We start from the raw sequence: 17,940 nt of genomic DNA, 5'->3' as shown, positions 1-17,940 counted from the left end.
ATCGGGTAACATTAGTCCATAAAAAAAGCGATGAGTGCAGTACCCATCGCTTTTTTATTATTTGCAAAAAGTACTATAATCCAAAGGCTGTTTTCACCTTCTCTACGTAATCAAGCTTTTCCCAGGTAAACAGTTCAACCTCTGTAACCACTTCGCGGCCTTCAGGGCTTACAAAAGTTTTAGTTACTACCTGGCTTGGCTTACCAAAGTGACCATAAGCGGCAGTTTCGCTGTAAATAGGGTTGCGCAGTTTAAAGCGTGTTTCAATAGCGTAAGGGCGCATATCAAAAATTTCTTCTACCTTTTTAGCTATCTCGCCATCGGTTAAACCTACTTTGCCGGTACCATAAGTATTTACATAAATACCCATTGGCTGGGCAACGCCTATCGCGTAAGATACCTGTACTAATACCTCGTCGCTAACACCGGCAGCTACCAGGTTTTTAGCGATGTGGCGGGTTGCGTAAGCGGCAGAACGGTCAACCTTTGAAGGATCTTTACCCGAAAATGCACCACCACCGTGCGCGCCTTTACCACCGTAGGTATCTACAATAATTTTACGGCCGGTTAAGCCTGTATCACCATGCGGACCGCCGATAACGAATTTACCGGTTGGGTTAATGTGGTATTTAATAGCATCGTTAAACAGGTGCGCGTAGTTAGGGTATTTAGCCTTAACACGAGGGATGAGGATGCCGATAATATCTTCGCTGATCTTGGCCAGCATCGCTTTCTCTTCATCAAAATCATCGTGTTGGGTTGATATTACAATGGCATCTATACGTACCGGTTTGTTGTTATCGTCATACTCCAGCGTAACCTGCGATTTCGCATCCGGGCGAAGATATTTGATCTCGCTGTCTTCACGACGGATAGCTGCCAGCTCAATTAACAAAGCGTGGGCTAAGTCGAGTGCCAAAGGCATGTAGTTGTCGGTTTCAACAGTTGCATAACCAAACATCATACCCTGGTCGCCGGCGCCTTGCTCTTCTTTTTCTTTACGCTCAACACCCTGGTTAATATCCGGTGATTGCTCGTGAATGGCCGATAATACGCCGCACGAGTTACCATCAAACATATATTCGCCTTTGGTATAACCAATTTTATTGATCACATCGCGGGCAATTTTTTGTACATCTAAATAAGCTTTTGATTTAACCTCGCCGGCTAAAAATACCTGCCCGGTAGTAACCAGTGTTTCGCAGGCTACTTTTGATTCAGGGTCGAAAGCAAGAAATTGATCTATCAGGGCATCTGATATCTGATCGGCAACTTTGTCCGGGTGTCCTTCTGATACGGATTCGGAAGTGAATAAGTATGACATAAATATTTTAATAGATAAAAAAGTAAAACACAGGAAAGTGAAGGAGTTAACCGGAAACGACAACGGAACGCGTTAAAAAGAAGCAGGATTTTAGCACTTTTTTACGTGGTTGCAATTCAGCACCGGGCTACCGGCACAATTAAATCAGTCCACTTTCGGGCAGCAAAAATAAAACAATTTTTACAAAGCTAAAAATACTTTACTTTTGATGCCTCAAATATATATAGTTGAAACGAAAGGCTTTATTTATAATAAACCCCATATCGGGCGGGAAAAAGAAGGATGGCGTACCCGAACTTATACAGAAACACCTGGATAGCGCCGTGTTTGATGCCACTTTTGTTTTCAGCAGCGGCGTATCAGATGCACGTAAGCTGGCAAAAGAAAACCTGGGTGGTTTTGATGTAGTGGTGGCCGTGGGCGGCGATGGTACTATAAACGAGGTAGCATCGGCCATTGTGGGCAGCGATGCTATTTTGGGCATCATCCCTTACGGATCGGGCAATGGCCTGGCAAGGTTTTTAGGTATACCTATGGATGCCGCCAAAGCTATTGAAACGCTTAATAAAGCACAATTTGAAGTAATAGATTCGGCCAATATGAACGGCAAACCCTTTTTTAACATGGCAGGTATGGGTTTTGATGCCCACATCAGCGATGTATTTGCCCATGGCAGCAAAAAGAGGGGCTTTTACAGCTACTTTAAATCATCGGTACACGAAATACTCAATTATAAACCGCAAACCTACCATATAGAGGTTGACGGTGAAGCTTACGAGCGCGAAGCGTTTATGCTCAGCTTTGCCAATTCATCACAATACGGTAACAACGCGCACATATCGCCCAAGGCATCGGTACAGGATGGCTTGCTGGATGTATGCGTGGTGAAACCTTTTCCGTTATACAGGTTTCCGGAGCTGGGTTTACGCATGTTCAGTAAAACTACCGATCAATCGAGCTACGTTGAAATAATAAAAGGCAAGCGCATCCACGTAAAGCGTAAAGACTCGGGCCCGGCCCACCTTGACGGTGAACCCCAAATTATGGGAACCGATGCCGAAATAAATATTATACCGCAATCGTTAAAAGTAATAGTAGGGGATGATTTCCTGAAGGTGAACTAAATTGTATTATTGGGGTTATATTATTTGTGCCATGATCAATCACTCATTCACTAATTTAATAAATCACTAAATATTATACGGCCGGCCATGTCAAAAAAGAATCAAAAGTTTACCGGGGTGGTGTACTCAACCGATCCGGGTTTTCAATATAGCGAGGAGGGGGGCTCTGGTGCCGAAACCCTGCCGCCACAGCAACAAAACCTTAAAATATACCTTGACCGTAAAGGCGGCAGCAAACTGGTTACCCGTGTAAGTGATTTCAGGGGAACTGATGACGACCTCGAAACCCTTGGCCGCAAGCTGAAAAGCAAGTGCGGCGTAGGCGGTTCGGTTAAGGATGGCGAGGTATTGATACAAGGCGATCATCGCGATAAAATACTCACTCTTTTACTTGCCGATGGCTACAAGGCCAAGAAAGCCGGCGGCTGATTTTAAGTGTTTTAAGTACACACTAAATAAAAATAAAAAATATACACCCGAATATTAAAAAAACAGTTTAATATTGCCCTTGCTAAAACCTTGTAATGCAAGCCAAAGGCAGAATTAAATTTTACATCAAACCTTGTTCTTTTTATAATATATCACTTTAGTTACACACAATTTGTAGTTTATTTTTTGCTATTTTTAAAAAAAATAAGTTTCATTGTAAAAAATTGTAGTTGTAACAAACAATATTTACGCTAATAAGCGTTATTGTATTCACCAATTACGGGGAAAAAGAACATATTAAATAATTGTTAATAATAATAAAGGAGACTTTTTTAATTTATTAAAGTCATAAATTTGTTATCCGCTTAAGGCAGCACATAATTAAATTAAAAAATAAACATAAACTAAAAACTAAATTTTACTGTAATGGCTAACGTACCAGCAAAACCAAGTACCCCTGTTAAAAAAGAAAGCTCAAGCTCATCGGGCATTTTCGCTACCCTTGCTATTCCACTTTGTCTTGTAGTCGGAATACTTATTTTCATGTTCATCTTAGGTCACCCAAGTCACTACAAAGGTGGCGATCCAGCAAATGAGCCAGTTGATATCTTCGGTACTGTACACAAAGGAGGAGCTATCGTACCGGTAATTATGTCATTCCTGTTAATGGTTATCGTTTTCTCAATTGAGAGGGCAATCGTTATTGGTAAAGCAGCTGGTACAGGTAGTGTTGATGCTTTCGTAAGAAAAGTACAAAGCTTCCTTAACGCTGGTAACATCGAAGCAGCAAGCGCTGAGTGCGACAAACAAAAAGGTTCGGTAGCTAACGTTATCAAATCAGGTTTGAAAAAATACCGCGAAATCGAAAACGATCCTAACTTTGATACTGAGCAAAAAGCATTAGCTATCCAAAAAGACATCGAAGAAGCAACAGCTTTAGAAATGCCAATGTTAGAGCAAAACTTAACTATCATCGCAACTCTTGTATCTATCGGTACATTGATGGGTCTGTTAGGTACGGTTGTGGGTATGATTGGTGCCTTCTCTGAGTTGGCAACTTCAGGTGCTCCAAACCAGGCTGCGTTATCAACTCACATCTCTGAGGCACTTATTAATACTGCATTAGGTATCAGTACTTCAGCTTTCTCAATCATCCTGTATAACTTCTTTACATCTAAGATTGATAAACTGACTTACGCAATTGATGAAACAGGTTTCAGCATTGTGCAAACATTTGCTTCATCACACAGATAAGAAATATTGAGCTTATTACTGCCCTCCGGGTGGAGGGCAGTATGATATAAATAATTATAAGCAACAATATATTTTAAAAAAATCGAATTATGTCGAGAGCAAAAGTTTCAAGGAAGAGTACAGCGATTGACATGACCGCCATGTGCGACGTGGCGTTCCTGTTGCTTACCTTCTTTATATTAACATCAAAATTTAAGGTTGAAGATCCGGTTCCGGTTGATACTCCGGGATCAAGTATTCAACAGCCTATACCTGATGATAACCTGGCAGTAATTACTGTTGGTTCAAACAAAGCGTTCTTTTCGGTAGATGGTAGCGATGTGCGTATTGCAGCGTTACAGGAAATGGGTAAATTGTACAACATTCAATTTACGCCTGATGAAGAGAAAAAATTTGCTGCAACAGCTATTTTTGGTGTGCCAATTTCACAGCTAAAGCAGTTTTTGAACATGGATGCCGAGCAGAAAAAATCAGTTCAGCAATCGGGTATTCCTCGTGATTCAGTTAGTAACGAATTATTTAACTGGATCCGTGAATCGCGTAAAGCTGCCGCTGCGTTACACCAAAAGCAACTGCGTATATCTATTAAAGGCGATAGCAAAGAAGAGTATCCGGTAATAAAAGATATTATCGCTATCCTTCAAAAGCAAGAGGTTAATAAATTTAGTTTAATCACGTCACTAAGAGGTGCGTCAAAATAATTAAAAAATGGCAGAATTAGACACCTCCGGCGGGGGTAAGAAGGGTGGGAAAGTAAGAAGTAAGAAAGCTTCAACACGCGTTGACTTAACAGCGATGGTGGATTTAGCGTTCTTGTTGATCACTTTCTTTATATTAACAACCACTCTTTCGAAGCCCAAAGCAATGGATATTGCGATGCCGGATAAAGATGATAAAAAACCCGATGAGCAACTTGCAGTTGCCGCTTCACGTACCATGACCATTATTTTGGGCAAGGACGATAAATTGGAGTGGTTTGTAGGCGAACCGGGTAAAAGCGCGCCAACTGTTGATGGCTACGGTAAAAACGGTATCCGTAAAGCACTTATCGAAAAAGGTAAGGAAATACAGGATAACTTCGGTAAATACATGGTAGTGATCATTAAGCCAAGTGCTAAATCTGTATATAAAAATACAGTTGATATCATTGACGAAATGAATATTACCGCGGTAAAATCATACGCTATAGTTGATATTACACCGGTAGAAATTGGTTTGCTTCAAAAGGACGGATTGTACTAAGGAGCAGATTGTATAATAATTAATATTAAAGCCTAAAAAAATGTTAGGATCAAAGTTAGACTTATTAAAACAGGAATGGATTGATGTAGTTTTCGCTGAACGTAACAAAGCTTATGGCGCATACGAATTAAGAAAGCAAAATTCCAAAAGAACCGGAACGGCGCTGTTAATTGGTATATCGTTATTCGTATTTGTTATCGCTTTGCCAACTATCGTTAATGCTATCAAAGGCTTCATTCCTAAGCCGGCAGAGAAAGTAAAGATCACCGATGTGATCCTTACGCCGCCGCCACCGGTTGATCAAACCAAAAAACCACCTCCGCCAGCAGTGGAGCCACCTAAACCAAAAGTTGACCAGGTGCGTTTCCCTCCTCCGGTAGTTAAACCTGATGATCAGGTTGTGGAAAAAGATCCGCCAACAGTAAAAGAGTTAGAAGTAGCCGATCCTGGTCAAAAAGATCAGAAAGGTGATCCAACTGCCGATGTTCGTATTGATGAGCCGGTAGGTAACTCGGATGTTAAGCAAGTAATTGAAGATACCGGTAACCAGATCTTTACCGCGGTTGAGCAACAACCAGAGTTTCCGGGTGGTATCCAAAAGTTCTACGATTACTTAGGTAAAACCATCAATTACCCTGCGGTTGACAGGGAAAACAACGTACAAGGTAAAGTAATTGTAACCTTCGTAGTTGAAAAAGATGGTAGCTTAACCGATGTTAAAGCGCTTCGTGGCCCAAGCGCAACGTTACAGGAAGAAGCTGTACGTCGTGTAAAGGCATCACCAAAGTGGAAACCAGGTATTCAGAATGCCCGTCCGGTACGTGTGCAGTTCACCATGCCTGTAAACTTTACTTTAAGCGAATAATCACGTAGATGTCATTAAATCGCAATAATGTGCAAAAATCGCCCAAAAGGCGATTTTTGCTTATTTTAGGGGTAGTTACCTTCGTATGTGTTAGTATACTGGGTGTTATGATCATGTTTTGGGACAGGCTGAACCTGCCGCTAACACAAACACAACGGTATATATTCGGCGCGTTTTTTATAATATACGCCGTAGTGAGGTTTTCAAGGATTATACTTAAAAAGGATGATGATGAATAAAATTAGGCTCGCACTTACAGGTGTTGCACTAATATCGGCCTCATTAATTTACAGTTGCAGCCAAAAAGATAAGAAAGCTGAACTTAAAGAAGACTTTACATCGGGCACGGTGAAATTTATTGCTGATGAATCTTTTAAACCTATTATTGGTGAAGAAGAGTACATATTTGAAAGCTTGTTCGAGAACGCTCATCCCGAGATCATCTACCGTTCAGAAAATGAGGCTTTGAACTTGTTTTTAAACGATAGCATCCGGGTAGCCATACTATCGCGCGAGCCTACAGCTGATGAAGTAAAGGTGTTGAAAAGCCGCAACCTGCCACCCGATGTTAGCCGTTTCGCTATTGATGCAGTTGCATTAATTGTAAACAAAGCATCGGCTGATACGTTGATTACCGTGCAGGAGATAAAAAAAATGTTGAATGGAGACACTAAAACCGATAAAAATATCGTTTTTGATAACCCGAACTCCAGTTTAGTAAGGTACCTGAAAGATTTTTCGGGTAATAAAGAATTTAAGCAAAAGAATATTTACGCGCTTAAATCAAACAAAGAGGTGATTGAGTATGTAAGTAACCACGAAGGGGCGATAGGCATAACCGGCTTTAGCTGGCTTAACGACCCTGATGCTGATTACGCGGCCGCTGTTAAGAACGTTAAAATTGTTGGTGTGAAAGACGAGGCGAGCAAAAGCTTCCCTAAAGACTACTTTAAACCATCGCAGTCAACACTTGTCTTAAAACAGTACCCTTTAAGCAGGGGATTATATATTATAAACTGTAGCGGCAAGATGGGTTTAGGCACGGGGTTTGCATCATTCTTATTAAGCGACAGAGGTCAGCGTATAATATTGAAGTCGGGTTTATTGCCTGATTCTATTCCTGCAAGGGAAATAAACATTAAAAAGTAACAAAGTAAATTAAAATAAATCGATGAAAGAGATCAGTAAAATTGCCAAAGCAGCATTGCCGCTGATATTTATAGGTTCATCAGTTTTTTCGCAAAGTTTAGACGACGCCAAAAAAGCTATTGACGCCGAACAATATCAAAAGGCAACTTCAATGTTGAAAAACCTTACTGTTACGCAAGCAGATAAGGACGAAAATTATTTTTACTTAGGTTGGGTGTACCTTGTTCAGGACTATCCTGATTCAGCAAAAACCGCCTTTAATCAAGGTATTGCAAAAAATGCCAAATCAGCATTAAACTATGCAGGTTTAGGTGCAGTTGCACGTGCCGAAAAAAATACTGCTGCCGCAACTACCGCTTTTAACCAGGCTATTTCATTAGCAGGTAAAAACAGCAAGCCTTATCTGTACATCGGTAAAGCTTACTTATTAGATCCGGTTGATGCTAACGCGGCTATTGACGTATTAACTAAAGGTAAAGCAGTAAACGCTAAAGATGCCGAGTTACTTTTGGCATTGGGTAACGCTTACCGTGTTAACCTCAAAAGCTCTGATGCGCTTACCAACTATGATGGCGCTATCGCTTTAGATCCTAAATATGTTGCTCCAATTGTAGCAAAAGGTATACTATGGAAATTCGCTAACAACTTCGAAGAATCAGAGAAAGAGTTTAAAAATGCTTTGGCATTAAACCCTAACTATGGTCCGGCTTACCGTGAGTGGGCCGAAACTGATCTTCGCTGGGCGCTTAACGAGCCTAAAATGGCATCGGTGAAAGTTAAAGAGGGTGTAGAGCAGTACAAAAAATACCTGAGCTTAACCGACAGATCTGTTGATTCACGTATCCGTTACGCCGACTTCCTGTTAGCTGCCGGTGAGTACACTACCTTACAAACTGAGGTTTCTGAATTAGCTAAATCAGCTACTTCAAACCTTAAAGTTTACCGTTATTTAGCTTATTCAGCTTATGAAAATAAAGATTATGCTAACGGTTTAACCGCTATCAAAAAATTCATGGCTGAGGCTGGCGAAAAACGTATCATCAACCGTGACTACCTTTACTTGGGTCGTTTGCAAATAGCTAATGGTGATGATTCAACCGGTATCAAAACCCTAAAAGACGCGATAACCCGTGATACTACCCAGGTTGACCTGTATGCCGAGATCGCTAAAACATTATTTGCTAAAAAGAAATATGTTGAAGCCGGCGATGCATATCATGAGTACGCTGCAAAATCACGTAACGCTAAATTAACTGATCACTACTACGAAGGTTTGAGCTACTACTTCGGTTATGTAATACCTTACGCAAGTACTGATAAAGCGGTGAGCAGCAAAGCAGATACTGCACTGTTAACTAAAGCGGATTCAGCATTTAGCTACGTTATACAAAAAACAGCAGCATCTCCATTTGCCGATGCTTACCTGTACCGCGCACGTGCTAATGATTACAAAGAGCCTAACCGTGATAATATCTCTGGCTTAGCAAAACCATACTATGAAAAATATATCGAGTTGGTTGTTGCTAAAGGCGCACCTGATGAAAAAGTAAAGAAAAACCTTGCTGAAGGTTATGCTTACTTAGGTTCATTAAGTGAGTTTAAAGATAAAGATGATGCGAAAGCAGCAGAAAATTACACTAAAGCCCGCGAGTATGATCCTGCAAACAAACAGGCTCAAAGATACTTCGCTAAAAAAGGCGGAGCCGCTAAAGGCAAGTAATTTGTATTGAAAATAAATAAGAGGCCCTGTTTACAGGGCCTTTTTTATTACGTATCCATTTGTATATTTGCGTTATGCAAACTCAAAGTTTACCCGTTAATTTTTTACCTATCATATTTCAAATGATAGTAGCGCTTGGTTTTGTGTTCACAACAATGTTTGTAACGCACAAAATAGGGCCTAAGCGTAAAACCAAGGATAAACTAACGCCGTTTGAATCGGGTATCGAAGTTATAGGTAACGCCCGTAACCCAATTTCTATTAAATACTTCCTGGTAGCTATCCTGTTCGTTTTGTTTGATGTGGAGGTTATATTTATGTACCCTTGGGCGGTAAACTTCCGCGATCTGGGTAAAACCGGCATGATCGAAATGTTCATCTTTATGGCAACCCTGCTACTCGGTTTCTTCTACATAATAAAGAAGAAAGCCCTCGATTGGGATTGAGTTTAGATTGATTCTAAATACGTCCTTTACAGCCCTTTAGCTACTATTAACGCGTATTTTGTTGTAGATTTGTTTGTCTGAAAGATATATTTTTTATCAGAACAACCAATTCTATAATATAATTCATGAGTGATATTCAGATAGTTGATGCCCCTCCGGGTGTAGAAGGTTCAGGATTTTTCGCTACTTCGCTTGATAAGGCAATTGGTTTGGCAAGGTCGCACTCATTATGGCCGTTGCCTTTCGCTACTTCATGTTGTGGTATTGAGTTTATGGCCACCATGGGCTCACATTATGATCTTTCGCGCTTCGGCGCCGAGCGTTTAAGCTTTTCACCCCGCCAGGCAGACCTGCTGATGGTAATGGGTACAATCTCTAAAAAAATGGCTCCGGTACTTCGCCAGGTTTACCTGCAAATGGCCGAACCCCGTTGGGTAATGGCTGTAGGCGCGTGCGCTTCAAGCGGTGGTATATTTGATACTTATTCGGTTTTGCAAGGCATTGATGAGGTGATACCGGTTGATGTTTATGTACCCGGCTGCCCACCTCGCCCCGAAGCTATTATTGATGGTTTTATAAATATTCAAAAACTGGTACAAACCGAAACCCTGCGCCGCAGGAACGAACCTAAGTACCAGGAGTTGTTAGCTAAATACGGTATTCAATAATGGGTAAAATAACTAACGAAGAGCTTCAGCAAAAAATAACCGGAAAATTTGGCGAACAGGTAACTATTATCGGCGAGCCTTTTAGTTTATTAACCGTTGAAACCACCCGCGGGCAGATCATCGATCTTTTAACTTTTTTAAAGAATGATGCTACCCTCCAATTTATATTCTTAACAGATATTACTGCCATTCATTATCCTGAACAGGAAAAACAGATAGGCGTAATTTATCACCTGCACAGCTTGGTTAACAATGTGCGCATCCGTGTAAAAGTATTTTTGAACGATGCCGACGTGCATATACCAACCGCCACCGTTTTGTGGAATGGTGCCAACTGGATGGAGCGCGAAACATATGACTTTTTTGGTGTGATATTCGATGGCCACCCCGACCTGCGCAGGATATTAAATGTTGACGACATGACGGTGTTCCCGATGAGGAAAGAGTTCCCGTTGGAAGACCCTAACCGTGTAGATAAAAAAGATTACTTTTTCGGAAGATAAGCATGCAAAATCATCCTGTATTTACTGATAACGATCCGCAAAACGAACTTTCAACCCTAAACTTAGGGCCAACCCACCCGGCTACGCACGGCGTTTTTCAAAACGTACTGCAAATGGATGGCGAAAGAATTGTTAGCGGCGTATCAACCATTGGCTATATACACCGCGCGTTTGAAAAAATTGCCGAACACAGGCCGTTTTACCAGATAACACCGCTTACCGACAGGTTGAACTATTGCTCGTCGCCCATTAACAACATGGGCTGGCACATGACGGTAGAAAAGCTGGCCGGCATACAAACCCCTAAAAGGGTTGATTATATGCGCGTGATCATTATGGAGCTTGCCCGTATTGCCGATCATATTATTTGTAATGGTGTACTGGGTGTTGATACCGGCGCGTTTACAGGTTTCCTGTACATGATGGAGTATCGCGAAGCTATTTACGAAATTTACGAAGAGATCTGCGGTTCGCGCCTTACTACCAACATTGGCCGTATAGGTGGTTTCGAACGTAATTTCAATACCATTGCTTTCAACAAGATCCGTAAGTTTATTACCGATTTTCCGAAGGTGTTAACAGAGTTCCAAAACCTGTTTAACCGTAACCGCATATTTGTTGACCGTACCCGTGGCGTTGCCGCTGTAACAGCCGAAACGGCTTTAAGCTACAGCTGGACCGGCCCCATCTTACGTGCGACAGGCGTTGATTATGATGTAAGGGCCATGGAGCCATACTCATCATACGAGGATTTTGATTTTGAAGTACCCGTTGGCGATAACGGCGATGTATACAGCCGCTTCTTGGTACGTAACGAAGAGATGTGGCAGAGTATGCGCATTATTGACCAGGCGCTTAAAAAAATAGAAAAAGAACCTGCTGATATTTTCCATGCCGATGTGCCTGAATTTTACCTGCCTCCAAAAGAGGAAGTGTACAACAACATGGAAGCGCTCATCTACCACTTTAAAATTGTGATGGGCGAGGTAGATACACCGGTTACCGAGGTTTATCATTCAGTAGAAGGCGCTAACGGCGAGTTAGGCTTTTACTTAGTGAATGATGGCGGCCGCTCACCTTACCGTTTGCATTTCCGCAGGCCAAGTTTTATCAATTACCAGATGTATGCCCCAATGAGCCAGGGCATGTTACTATCTGACGCGATTATTAACATGAGTAGTTTAAACGTTATAGCTGGGGAGTTAGATGCTTAAAGTAGAAGAAACCCAAACGCCGGTTGAGTTTTCGGCCGCGTTGATTGCTAAGTTTGATGATATAAAAAGCCGCTATCCCGAAGGAAAACAAAAATCGGGATTGCTGCCTATACTGCATTTGGTACAAGCCGAATACGGTTGGGTAAGCGCGCCGGCAATGGATAAAGTAGCCGAGTATTTAAGCATACTGCCTATTGAGGTTTACGAGGTGGCTACCTTTTACACCATGTACTTTATGCGCCCGCAAGGCAAATACGTACTGGAGGTTTGCCGCACCAGCGCTTGCTGCCTGGTAGGTGCCGAAAAAATAATGGACTACATTGAGCAAAAGCTGGGCGTTAAAGAAGGCGAAGTTACGCCTGACGGGCTGTTCAGCTGGCGCGGGGTAGAGTGCCTGGCCGCCTGCGGCTTTGCACCGGTACTGCAAATTGGTCCGGAATATACTTTTTACGAGAATTTAACAACCGAATCAGTTGATAAACTGATAGTGGATTTAAAAGCGAAGGCAAATGCTAACTAAAAACTCGATGATCTTCCGCGATTGCCTTTACGCGTTACTGGTAGCTATTATACTTTGGCCAACCAGTGATTTAAAGATGGAACTGTGGATGAAGATTGTAGTAGTGGTTATTGCAGTTGCGCAGCGTATATGGCAACATGTTAATTATTATAAGTTAACAGGCAAAATATATTAATAATGGGACGCAAATTATTATTAGAACATATCAACGTACCGGGCATCAATACTTTTGATGTTTACCGCTCTAAGGGTGGTTATGCCGCTGTTGAAAAAGCCCTGAAAACGCTTTCGCCCGAGGATGTGGTGGAAGAGGTTAAAAAATCGGGTTTGCGCGGTCGTGGTGGTGCAGGTTTCCCTACCGGGATGAAGTGGAGCTTCTTGGCCAAGCCCGAAGGTGTTGCCCGTTACCTGGTTTGTAATGCCGATGAATCAGAACCCGGCACCTTTAAAGACCGTTACCTGATGACCTATATCCCTCACCTGTTAATTGAGGGGATGATTGTGGCCAGCTACGCCTTAGGCGCCAAAACATCATACATATACGTTCGCGGCGAAATGATGCCGCAGATCCGCATATTGGAAAAAGCTATTGCCGAAGCTAAAAACGCAGGCTTTTTAGGCAAAAATATATTAGGTACAGGTTACGATTTGGAGTTGTACGTGCAGCCGGGTGGCGGTGCTTACATCTGCGGAGAAGAAACCGCCCTGTTAGAATCGCTGGAAGGTAAACGTGGTAACCCGCGTATAAAGCCACCATTCCCGGCTATCGCGGGTTTGTATGGCTGCCCAACGGTAGTGAACAATGTAGAATCAATTGCTGCCGTAGTACCTATCATTAATGATGGTGGCGACGAGTACGCTAAAATAGGAATAGGCCGCAGTACAGGTACCAAACTGATCTCGGCATCGGGTAACCTTAAAAAACCGGGTGTTTACGAAATTGAGCTGGGTGTACCGGTAGAGGAGTTTTTATACTCCGATGAATATTGCGGCGGTATAGCCAACGGCAAACGCCTGAAAGCAGTAGTGGCAGGTGGTTCATCGGTGCCAATTTTACCGGCTAACCTGATATTGAAAACGCTGAACAACGAAGCCCGCCTGATGAGCTATGAATCATTAAGCGATGGTGGTTTTGTTAGCGGTACCATGATGGGTTCGGGTGGTTTCATCGCTTATGATGAGGATGCCTGTATTGTACGTAATACCTGGAACTTCGCCCGTTTTTATCACCACGAAAGCTGCGGACAATGTTCGCCATGCCGTGAGGGTACAGGCTGGATGGAAAAGGTACTGCACCGTTTAGAATACGGGCATGGTAAAATGAGCGACATGGACCTGTTGGTTGATGTATCTAAAAAAATTGAAGGAAACACGATTTGTCCGCTGGGTGACGCGGCAGCATGGCCTGTGGCCAGCGCAATTCGCCACTTCAGGGATGAATTTGAATGGCACGTAAGTAACCCATCGGCAGCAGTTGCCGGTAACTATGGCTTGGCAAATTACGCCGATCCGTTACCAAAACCTGAGCCCGTGAGTTAAGTCAAAATTCAAAAGTAAAAAGTCAAAAATAGAAGGAACGTTGATAGAAAAGCCTTATGACATTAAGCACCGGTGTTATCAGTTTTCAAAAGAGATAATCGGGTTTATATCAACAACCAACTATGACAGGATTTACTTTTCAATATTTGACCAGCTCTTAAGAAGCGCGACTTCAATAGTAGCAAACGTAGTGGAAGGGAAATCCGGAAGCTCATTGAAAGACTTTAAGAACTATTATACGATAGCCTTAAAGTCGGCAAATGAAACGAAGTATTGGCTCTGTTTGGTCAGAGACACTATAAGTGTTGAGAAAGATAAAATAAAGGATCTGATTAAAGAAGCGGATGAAATTTCAAAGATCATCGCCTCGATAGTCATTAATCTTCAAAAGTAGTTTTGACTTTTGAATTTTTAATTTTGACTTTAAAAGATGAAAGTAACAATAGACGGTATTCCCGTTGAAGTAGAACCGGGAACAAGTATCCTTAATGCTGCAAGGCAAATAGGGGGCGATATTGTTCCGCCTGCTATGTGCTATTACTCAAAGCTGGAAGGCAGCGGCGGTAAATGCCGTACTTGTTTGGTGCAGGTAACTAAAGGATCGGATAAAGACCCACGCCCTATGCCTAAACTGGTGGCATCATGCCGTACCGGTGTAATGGATGGCATGGAAGTGAAAAACATTACTTCGCCGGAAGTTATTGAGGCGCGTAAAGGTGTGGTAGAGATGTTATTGATCAATCACCCATTGGATTGCCCCGTGTGCGACCAGGCCGGTGAGTGCCACCTGCAAGATTTAGGTTACGAGCATGGCGCGGCTAAAACCCGTTATGAGTTTGACCGCCGTACTTTCGAAAAAATTGACATCGGCGATAAGATCCAACTGCACATGACGCGCTGCATCCTTTGCTACCGTTGCGTTTTCACTGCCGACCAAATCACCAACACCCGCTTGCATGGTATCCTTAACCGCGGCGATCATTCAGAAATTTCAACCTACATACAAAAAGCAGTTGACAACGATTTTTCGGGTAACGTAATTGACGTTTGTCCGGTAGGTGCGTTAACTGATAAAACCTTCCGCTTTAAAAACCGTGTATGGTTTACCAAACCCGTTGATGCACACCGCGACTGCGATAAATGCTGCGGTAAAGTAACCCTTTGGTATAAAGGCGAGGATGTGATAAGAGTAACCGGCCGTAAAGATGTATATGGCGAGGTAGAAGAGTTTATTTGCAATACCTGCCGTTTTGATAAAAAGAAAACTGCTGATTGGGTAATTGAAGGTCCGCGTAACATATCGCATAAATCAGTTATCAGCTCAAATCATTATAACACATTGAAACCGCTGCCGGTGGTTAAAACCAACCCGGTATTACTGGAGGCCAATAAAGAACAATTTGAACGCGAAACACGCTTGTAATGGAGTTAACAGATATTATAATAAAGTTCGTTTTAATCATCGTAGTATTTGCGATCAGCCTGGTAGTGGCCATGTACTCTACTTATGCCGAGCGTAAAATAGCTGCGTTTTTTCAGGATAGGGTAGGCCCTAACCGTGCCGGTCCGTTTGGTATGCTGCAACCACTGGCCGATGGTGCCAAGATGTTCCTGAAAGAAGAGATCATCCCGACCAATGCCAGCGGCTTCCTGTTCATAGTGGGGCCTTCATTAGCTATCTTAACAGCCTGTATAGGTTCGGCGGTTATTCCGTGGGGGCAAAAGCTTACCATCGGTTCAACAGTGATCGATTTACAGGTTACTGATATTAACGTAGGTATACTGTATATCTTCGGTGTGGTATCATTAGGTGTATATGGTATCATGATAGGTGGCTGGGCATCAAACAACAAGTACTCATTGTTGGGTGCTATCCGCGCGGCATCGCAAAATATCAGTTATGAAATTTCAATGGGCTTGTCAATCATTGCCCTTTTACTTGTTACAGGCTCATTAAGCCTTGGCGAAATAGCTGCTCAACAACATGGTTTTTGGGCCGATGGTTACTTCAGCTGGAACGTATTTAAACAGCCGCTGGGCTTTCTAATATTCATTGTTTGCGCTTTTGCGGAAACCAACCGTTCACCGTTCGATTTGCCTGAGTGCGAAACCGAGCTGGTAGGTGGTTACCATACAGAATATTCATCAATGAAACTGGGCTTTTACCTGTTTGCTGAGTATATCAACATGTTTATTTCATCGGCAGTAATGGCTACACTTTATTTTGGTGGCTATAACTTCCCGTTCATGGATCAAATAAGTTCGCCTAACCTGGTTACTATATTGGGCGTGGTGTTTTTGTTCGCTAAGATATTTGCTTTCATCTTCTTCTTTATGTGGGTACGCTGGACAATCCCGCGTTTCCGTTACGATCAGTTGATGGACTTAGGCTGGAAGGTTTTGATACCGCTGGCTATTGTTAACATAGTGATAACCGCTACAGTTATTACATTTTTTAATTAATGGGGAGTTTAAATTAAATGGAATCATTAACCAATAAAAAAAAGGTGCTTGAAGTAAAGCCGCTCAACTTTTTGGAGCGTGCTTATTTGCCGGCCATTGTGCAGGGGCTTTCAATCACCATGAAGCATTTTTTTAAGAAACCCGTTACCATCCGTTACCCGGAAGAGAAGCGTGAGTTTTCTGAAAACTTCCGTGGTATGCACTCGCTAAAGCGCGACGAAGAAGGCCGTGAACGTTGTACTGCCTGCGGTTTGTGCGCTTTATCGTGTCCGGCCGAAGCCATTACCATGACGGCTGCCGAGCGCCAGAAGGGTGAAGAGAATTTATATCGTGAAGAAAAGTATGCCGCTGTATATGAGATAAATATGCTGCGCTGTATTTTTTGCGGCTTATGTGAAGAAGCCTGCCCTAAAGAAGCTATTTATTTAGATGGCGACATTGTACCGGCAGATTACCTGCGTAAGGATTTTATTTACGGCAAGGACAAATTAGTGGAGGCTCCCTTAAATCAATAAAGAAGTTTTATACCTTTGCCCATCTCGATTTTGAGGTACAAGGGTATTTTGTAATATAAACATGAGTACATTTTACTTCATCGCATTTCTGTCCATATTTTTTTCGGTACTGGTAATAACTGCCCGTAATCCGGTGCACAGCATACTTTACCTGATATTAACTTTCTTCACTTTCACCATTCATTACATATTATTGAATGCCCAGTTTTTGGCGATCGTTAACTTCATTGTTTACATGGGCGCCATACTGGTACTGTTCCTGTACACGCTGATGCTCATGAACCTTAATAAGGATAGCGAGCCGGTAAAATCAAATATTGTAAAAATAGCCGCGGTATTTGGCGGTTGCTCTTTACTGGTAGTACTGGTGGCATCATTAAAAGTATTGGGCACATCAAATCCGGTAGTGCTGCAAAACCCCGATCTGGGCCTTGTGAAAAACTTGGGTAAGGTATTATTTAACGAATTTTTATTGCCTTTTGAGGTATCGTCGTTATTGCTGTTATCGGCAATGGTAGGCGCGGTATTGCTGGCAACTAAAGATAAACAACCAAAAACAGCCTGATGGAAAGCTTTACTAATACCATACAGTCGGTACCGCTTAATCATTACATTTTATTGAGCGCCATTATTTTTACGATAGGGGTTATAGGTGTATTGATACGCCGTAACGCTATCATCATTTTCATGTCGGTTGAGCTGATGCTTAATTCGGTTAACTTGCTGCTTACCGCGTTTTCGGTTTACCGTGGCGATGCCGCCGGGCAGGTATTCGTATTCTTTATTATGGCCCTGGCCGCTGCCGAGGTAGCAATTGGTTTGGCCATTATAGTAATGATATACCGCAATACCAACTCGATAGATATTAATGTATTGAACAGGTTGAAGTGGTAAAACCGCTTTGTCATCCTGAGCGATAGCGAAGGATCTGTAAACGATAGATGCTTCGTTCCTCAGCATGACAG

Annotated in this window: 23 protein-coding genes; 22 read left to right on the top strand and 1 reads right to left on the bottom strand. The window is 42.3% G+C overall.

What is annotated here, in order from left to right; translation table 11 throughout:
- Positions 1–73: 73 nt before the first annotated feature.
- Complete coding sequence (gene metK / locus AC07NA_RS18560) at positions 74–1,324, bottom strand: methionine adenosyltransferase (protein ID WP_345213089.1); 1,251 nt, start codon at positions 1,322–1,324, stop codon at positions 74–76.
- 227 nt (positions 1,325–1,551) lie between these two features.
- Here metK and AC07NA_RS18555 point away from each other — a divergent pair, with 227 nt between their 5' ends.
- From AC07NA_RS18555 to nuoK, 22 genes are all read left to right on the top strand, one after another.
- Complete coding sequence (locus tag AC07NA_RS18555) at positions 1,552–2,448, top strand: diacylglycerol/lipid kinase family protein (protein ID WP_494899057.1); 897 nt, start codon at positions 1,552–1,554, stop codon at positions 2,446–2,448.
- Between the two features lie 87 nt (positions 2,449–2,535).
- On the top strand, positions 2,536–2,877 hold the full coding sequence (locus AC07NA_RS18550) for a translation initiation factor (protein ID WP_494899056.1): 342 nt from the start codon (positions 2,536–2,538) through the stop codon (positions 2,875–2,877).
- Positions 2,878–3,303: 426 nt separating this feature from the next.
- Entirely contained in the window at positions 3,304–4,131 is an 828-nt protein-coding gene (locus AC07NA_RS18545; protein WP_345213086.1) for a MotA/TolQ/ExbB proton channel family protein, read from the top strand.
- An 89-nt stretch (positions 4,132–4,220) separates the two neighbouring features.
- Positions 4,221–4,832 carry an ExbD/TolR family protein gene (locus AC07NA_RS18540; RefSeq protein ID WP_494899055.1) on the top strand — a complete coding sequence of 204 codons (612 nt, stop codon included), beginning with the start codon at positions 4,221–4,223 and terminating at the stop codon, positions 4,830–4,832.
- A gap of 7 nt (positions 4,833–4,839) precedes the next feature.
- On the top strand, positions 4,840–5,373 hold the full coding sequence (locus AC07NA_RS18535; RefSeq protein ID WP_494899054.1) for an ExbD/TolR family protein: 534 nt from the start codon (positions 4,840–4,842) through the stop codon (positions 5,371–5,373).
- A 40-nt stretch (positions 5,374–5,413) separates the two neighbouring features.
- Positions 5,414–6,238, top strand: a complete 825-nt coding sequence (locus AC07NA_RS18530) for an energy transducer TonB (RefSeq protein ID WP_345213083.1) — start codon at positions 5,414–5,416, stop codon at positions 6,236–6,238.
- 8 nt (positions 6,239–6,246) lie between these two features.
- Complete coding sequence (locus tag AC07NA_RS18525) at positions 6,247–6,477, top strand: hypothetical protein (RefSeq protein WP_494899053.1); 231 nt, start codon at positions 6,247–6,249, stop codon at positions 6,475–6,477.
- Positions 6,464–7,387 (top strand): PstS family phosphate ABC transporter substrate-binding protein, encoded by a 924-nt coding sequence (locus tag AC07NA_RS18520; RefSeq protein WP_494899052.1) that lies wholly within the window; start codon positions 6,464–6,466, stop codon positions 7,385–7,387. Before AC07NA_RS18525 ends, AC07NA_RS18520 begins: the two co-directional genes overlap by 14 nt.
- A 22-nt stretch (positions 7,388–7,409) precedes the next feature.
- Positions 7,410–9,107 carry a tetratricopeptide repeat protein gene (locus AC07NA_RS18515; RefSeq protein ID WP_494899051.1) on the top strand — a complete coding sequence of 566 codons (1,698 nt, stop codon included), beginning with the start codon at positions 7,410–7,412 and terminating at the stop codon, positions 9,105–9,107.
- 74 nt (positions 9,108–9,181) lie between these two features.
- A complete protein-coding gene (locus AC07NA_RS18510) occupies positions 9,182–9,553 on the top strand; it encodes an NADH-quinone oxidoreductase subunit A (protein ID WP_345213079.1) in 372 nt (123 codons plus the stop codon).
- Between the two features lie 125 nt (positions 9,554–9,678).
- Complete coding sequence (locus AC07NA_RS18505) at positions 9,679–10,221, top strand: NADH-quinone oxidoreductase subunit B (RefSeq protein ID WP_228950834.1); 543 nt, start codon at positions 9,679–9,681, stop codon at positions 10,219–10,221.
- Positions 10,221–10,724, top strand: coding sequence for an NADH-quinone oxidoreductase subunit C (locus AC07NA_RS18500; RefSeq protein WP_345213078.1), 504 nt, complete (start codon positions 10,221–10,223; stop codon positions 10,722–10,724). The genes AC07NA_RS18505 and AC07NA_RS18500 overlap by 1 nt, the downstream gene beginning before the upstream one ends.
- Positions 10,725–10,726: 2 nt before the next feature.
- Positions 10,727–11,938: an NADH-quinone oxidoreductase subunit D gene (locus AC07NA_RS18495; protein WP_494899050.1), complete on the top strand. Its 1,212-nt coding sequence runs from the start codon at positions 10,727–10,729 to the stop codon at positions 11,936–11,938.
- Complete coding sequence (locus tag AC07NA_RS18490) at positions 11,931–12,458, top strand: NADH-quinone oxidoreductase subunit NuoE family protein (RefSeq protein ID WP_494899049.1); 528 nt, start codon at positions 11,931–11,933, stop codon at positions 12,456–12,458. The genes AC07NA_RS18495 and AC07NA_RS18490 overlap by 8 nt, the downstream gene beginning before the upstream one ends.
- Complete coding sequence (locus tag AC07NA_RS18485) at positions 12,448–12,633, top strand: hypothetical protein (protein ID WP_345213075.1); 186 nt, start codon at positions 12,448–12,450, stop codon at positions 12,631–12,633. Before AC07NA_RS18490 ends, AC07NA_RS18485 begins: the two co-directional genes overlap by 11 nt.
- 2 nt (positions 12,634–12,635) lie before the next feature.
- Positions 12,636–13,997 carry an NADH-quinone oxidoreductase subunit NuoF gene (gene nuoF / locus AC07NA_RS18480; RefSeq protein WP_494899048.1) on the top strand — a complete coding sequence of 454 codons (1,362 nt, stop codon included), beginning with the start codon at positions 12,636–12,638 and terminating at the stop codon, positions 13,995–13,997.
- A gap of 40 nt (positions 13,998–14,037) precedes the next feature.
- Positions 14,038–14,391, top strand: coding sequence for a four helix bundle protein (locus AC07NA_RS18475; RefSeq protein WP_494899047.1), 354 nt, complete (start codon positions 14,038–14,040; stop codon positions 14,389–14,391).
- Positions 14,392–14,427: 36 nt separating this feature from the next.
- Positions 14,428–15,420 (top strand): NADH-quinone oxidoreductase subunit G, encoded by a 993-nt coding sequence (locus AC07NA_RS18470; RefSeq protein ID WP_345213072.1) that lies wholly within the window; start codon positions 14,428–14,430, stop codon positions 15,418–15,420.
- The gene (gene nuoH, locus AC07NA_RS18465) at positions 15,420–16,460 is read left to right on the top strand and encodes an NADH-quinone oxidoreductase subunit NuoH (protein ID WP_494899046.1); all 1,041 of its coding nucleotides are present in this window, start codon (positions 15,420–15,422) and stop codon (positions 16,458–16,460) included. The genes AC07NA_RS18470 and nuoH overlap by 1 nt, the downstream gene beginning before the upstream one ends.
- 17 nt (positions 16,461–16,477) lie before the next feature.
- The gene (locus AC07NA_RS18460; RefSeq protein ID WP_345213070.1) at positions 16,478–16,975 is read left to right on the top strand and encodes a NuoI/complex I 23 kDa subunit family protein; all 498 of its coding nucleotides are present in this window, start codon (positions 16,478–16,480) and stop codon (positions 16,973–16,975) included.
- A gap of 61 nt (positions 16,976–17,036) precedes the next feature.
- The gene (locus AC07NA_RS18455; RefSeq protein ID WP_345213069.1) at positions 17,037–17,540 is read left to right on the top strand and encodes an NADH-quinone oxidoreductase subunit J family protein; all 504 of its coding nucleotides are present in this window, start codon (positions 17,037–17,039) and stop codon (positions 17,538–17,540) included.
- Entirely contained in the window at positions 17,540–17,869 is a 330-nt protein-coding gene (nuoK, locus tag AC07NA_RS18450; RefSeq protein WP_345213068.1) for an NADH-quinone oxidoreductase subunit NuoK, read from the top strand. Before AC07NA_RS18455 ends, nuoK begins: the two co-directional genes overlap by 1 nt.
- Positions 17,870–17,940 lie beyond the last annotated feature (71 nt).

The organism is Mucilaginibacter sp. GW821-FHT07G05 (assembly GCF_059418565.1).
Note: the sequence above shows the minus strand (reverse complement) of the source record. Positions and strands in the feature narration are given on the sequence as shown.

Excerpts from the sequence above, each read along its gene's own strand:
- metK (WP_345213089.1), bottom strand. The coding sequence starts at position 1,324 with ATGTCATACTTATTCACTTCCGAATCCGTATCAGAAGGACACCCGGAC.
- AC07NA_RS18550 (WP_494899056.1), top strand. The coding sequence starts at position 2,536 with ATGTCAAAAAAGAATCAAAAGTTTACCGGGGTGGTGTACTCAACCGAT.
- AC07NA_RS18545 (WP_345213086.1), top strand. The coding sequence starts at position 3,304 with ATGGCTAACGTACCAGCAAAACCAAGTACCCCTGTTAAAAAAGAAAGC.
- AC07NA_RS18540 (WP_494899055.1), top strand. The coding sequence starts at position 4,221 with ATGTCGAGAGCAAAAGTTTCAAGGAAGAGTACAGCGATTGACATGACC.
- AC07NA_RS18535 (WP_494899054.1), top strand. The coding sequence starts at position 4,840 with ATGGCAGAATTAGACACCTCCGGCGGGGGTAAGAAGGGTGGGAAAGTA.
- AC07NA_RS18530 (WP_345213083.1), top strand. The coding sequence starts at position 5,414 with ATGTTAGGATCAAAGTTAGACTTATTAAAACAGGAATGGATTGATGTA.
- AC07NA_RS18525 (WP_494899053.1), top strand. The coding sequence starts at position 6,247 with ATGTCATTAAATCGCAATAATGTGCAAAAATCGCCCAAAAGGCGATTT.
- AC07NA_RS18520 (WP_494899052.1), top strand. The coding sequence starts at position 6,464 with ATGATGATGAATAAAATTAGGCTCGCACTTACAGGTGTTGCACTAATA.
- AC07NA_RS18515 (WP_494899051.1), top strand. The coding sequence starts at position 7,410 with ATGAAAGAGATCAGTAAAATTGCCAAAGCAGCATTGCCGCTGATATTT.
- AC07NA_RS18510 (WP_345213079.1), top strand. The coding sequence starts at position 9,182 with ATGCAAACTCAAAGTTTACCCGTTAATTTTTTACCTATCATATTTCAA.
- AC07NA_RS18505 (WP_228950834.1), top strand. The coding sequence starts at position 9,679 with ATGAGTGATATTCAGATAGTTGATGCCCCTCCGGGTGTAGAAGGTTCA.
- AC07NA_RS18500 (WP_345213078.1), top strand. The coding sequence starts at position 10,221 with ATGGGTAAAATAACTAACGAAGAGCTTCAGCAAAAAATAACCGGAAAA.
- AC07NA_RS18495 (WP_494899050.1), top strand. The coding sequence starts at position 10,727 with ATGCAAAATCATCCTGTATTTACTGATAACGATCCGCAAAACGAACTT.
- AC07NA_RS18490 (WP_494899049.1), top strand. The coding sequence starts at position 11,931 with ATGCTTAAAGTAGAAGAAACCCAAACGCCGGTTGAGTTTTCGGCCGCG.
- AC07NA_RS18485 (WP_345213075.1), top strand. The coding sequence starts at position 12,448 with ATGCTAACTAAAAACTCGATGATCTTCCGCGATTGCCTTTACGCGTTA.
- nuoF (WP_494899048.1), top strand. The coding sequence starts at position 12,636 with ATGGGACGCAAATTATTATTAGAACATATCAACGTACCGGGCATCAAT.
- AC07NA_RS18470 (WP_345213072.1), top strand. The coding sequence starts at position 14,428 with ATGAAAGTAACAATAGACGGTATTCCCGTTGAAGTAGAACCGGGAACA.
- nuoH (WP_494899046.1), top strand. The coding sequence starts at position 15,420 with ATGGAGTTAACAGATATTATAATAAAGTTCGTTTTAATCATCGTAGTA.
- AC07NA_RS18460 (WP_345213070.1), top strand. The coding sequence starts at position 16,478 with ATGGAATCATTAACCAATAAAAAAAAGGTGCTTGAAGTAAAGCCGCTC.
- AC07NA_RS18455 (WP_345213069.1), top strand. The coding sequence starts at position 17,037 with ATGAGTACATTTTACTTCATCGCATTTCTGTCCATATTTTTTTCGGTA.
- nuoK (WP_345213068.1), top strand. The coding sequence starts at position 17,540 with ATGGAAAGCTTTACTAATACCATACAGTCGGTACCGCTTAATCATTAC.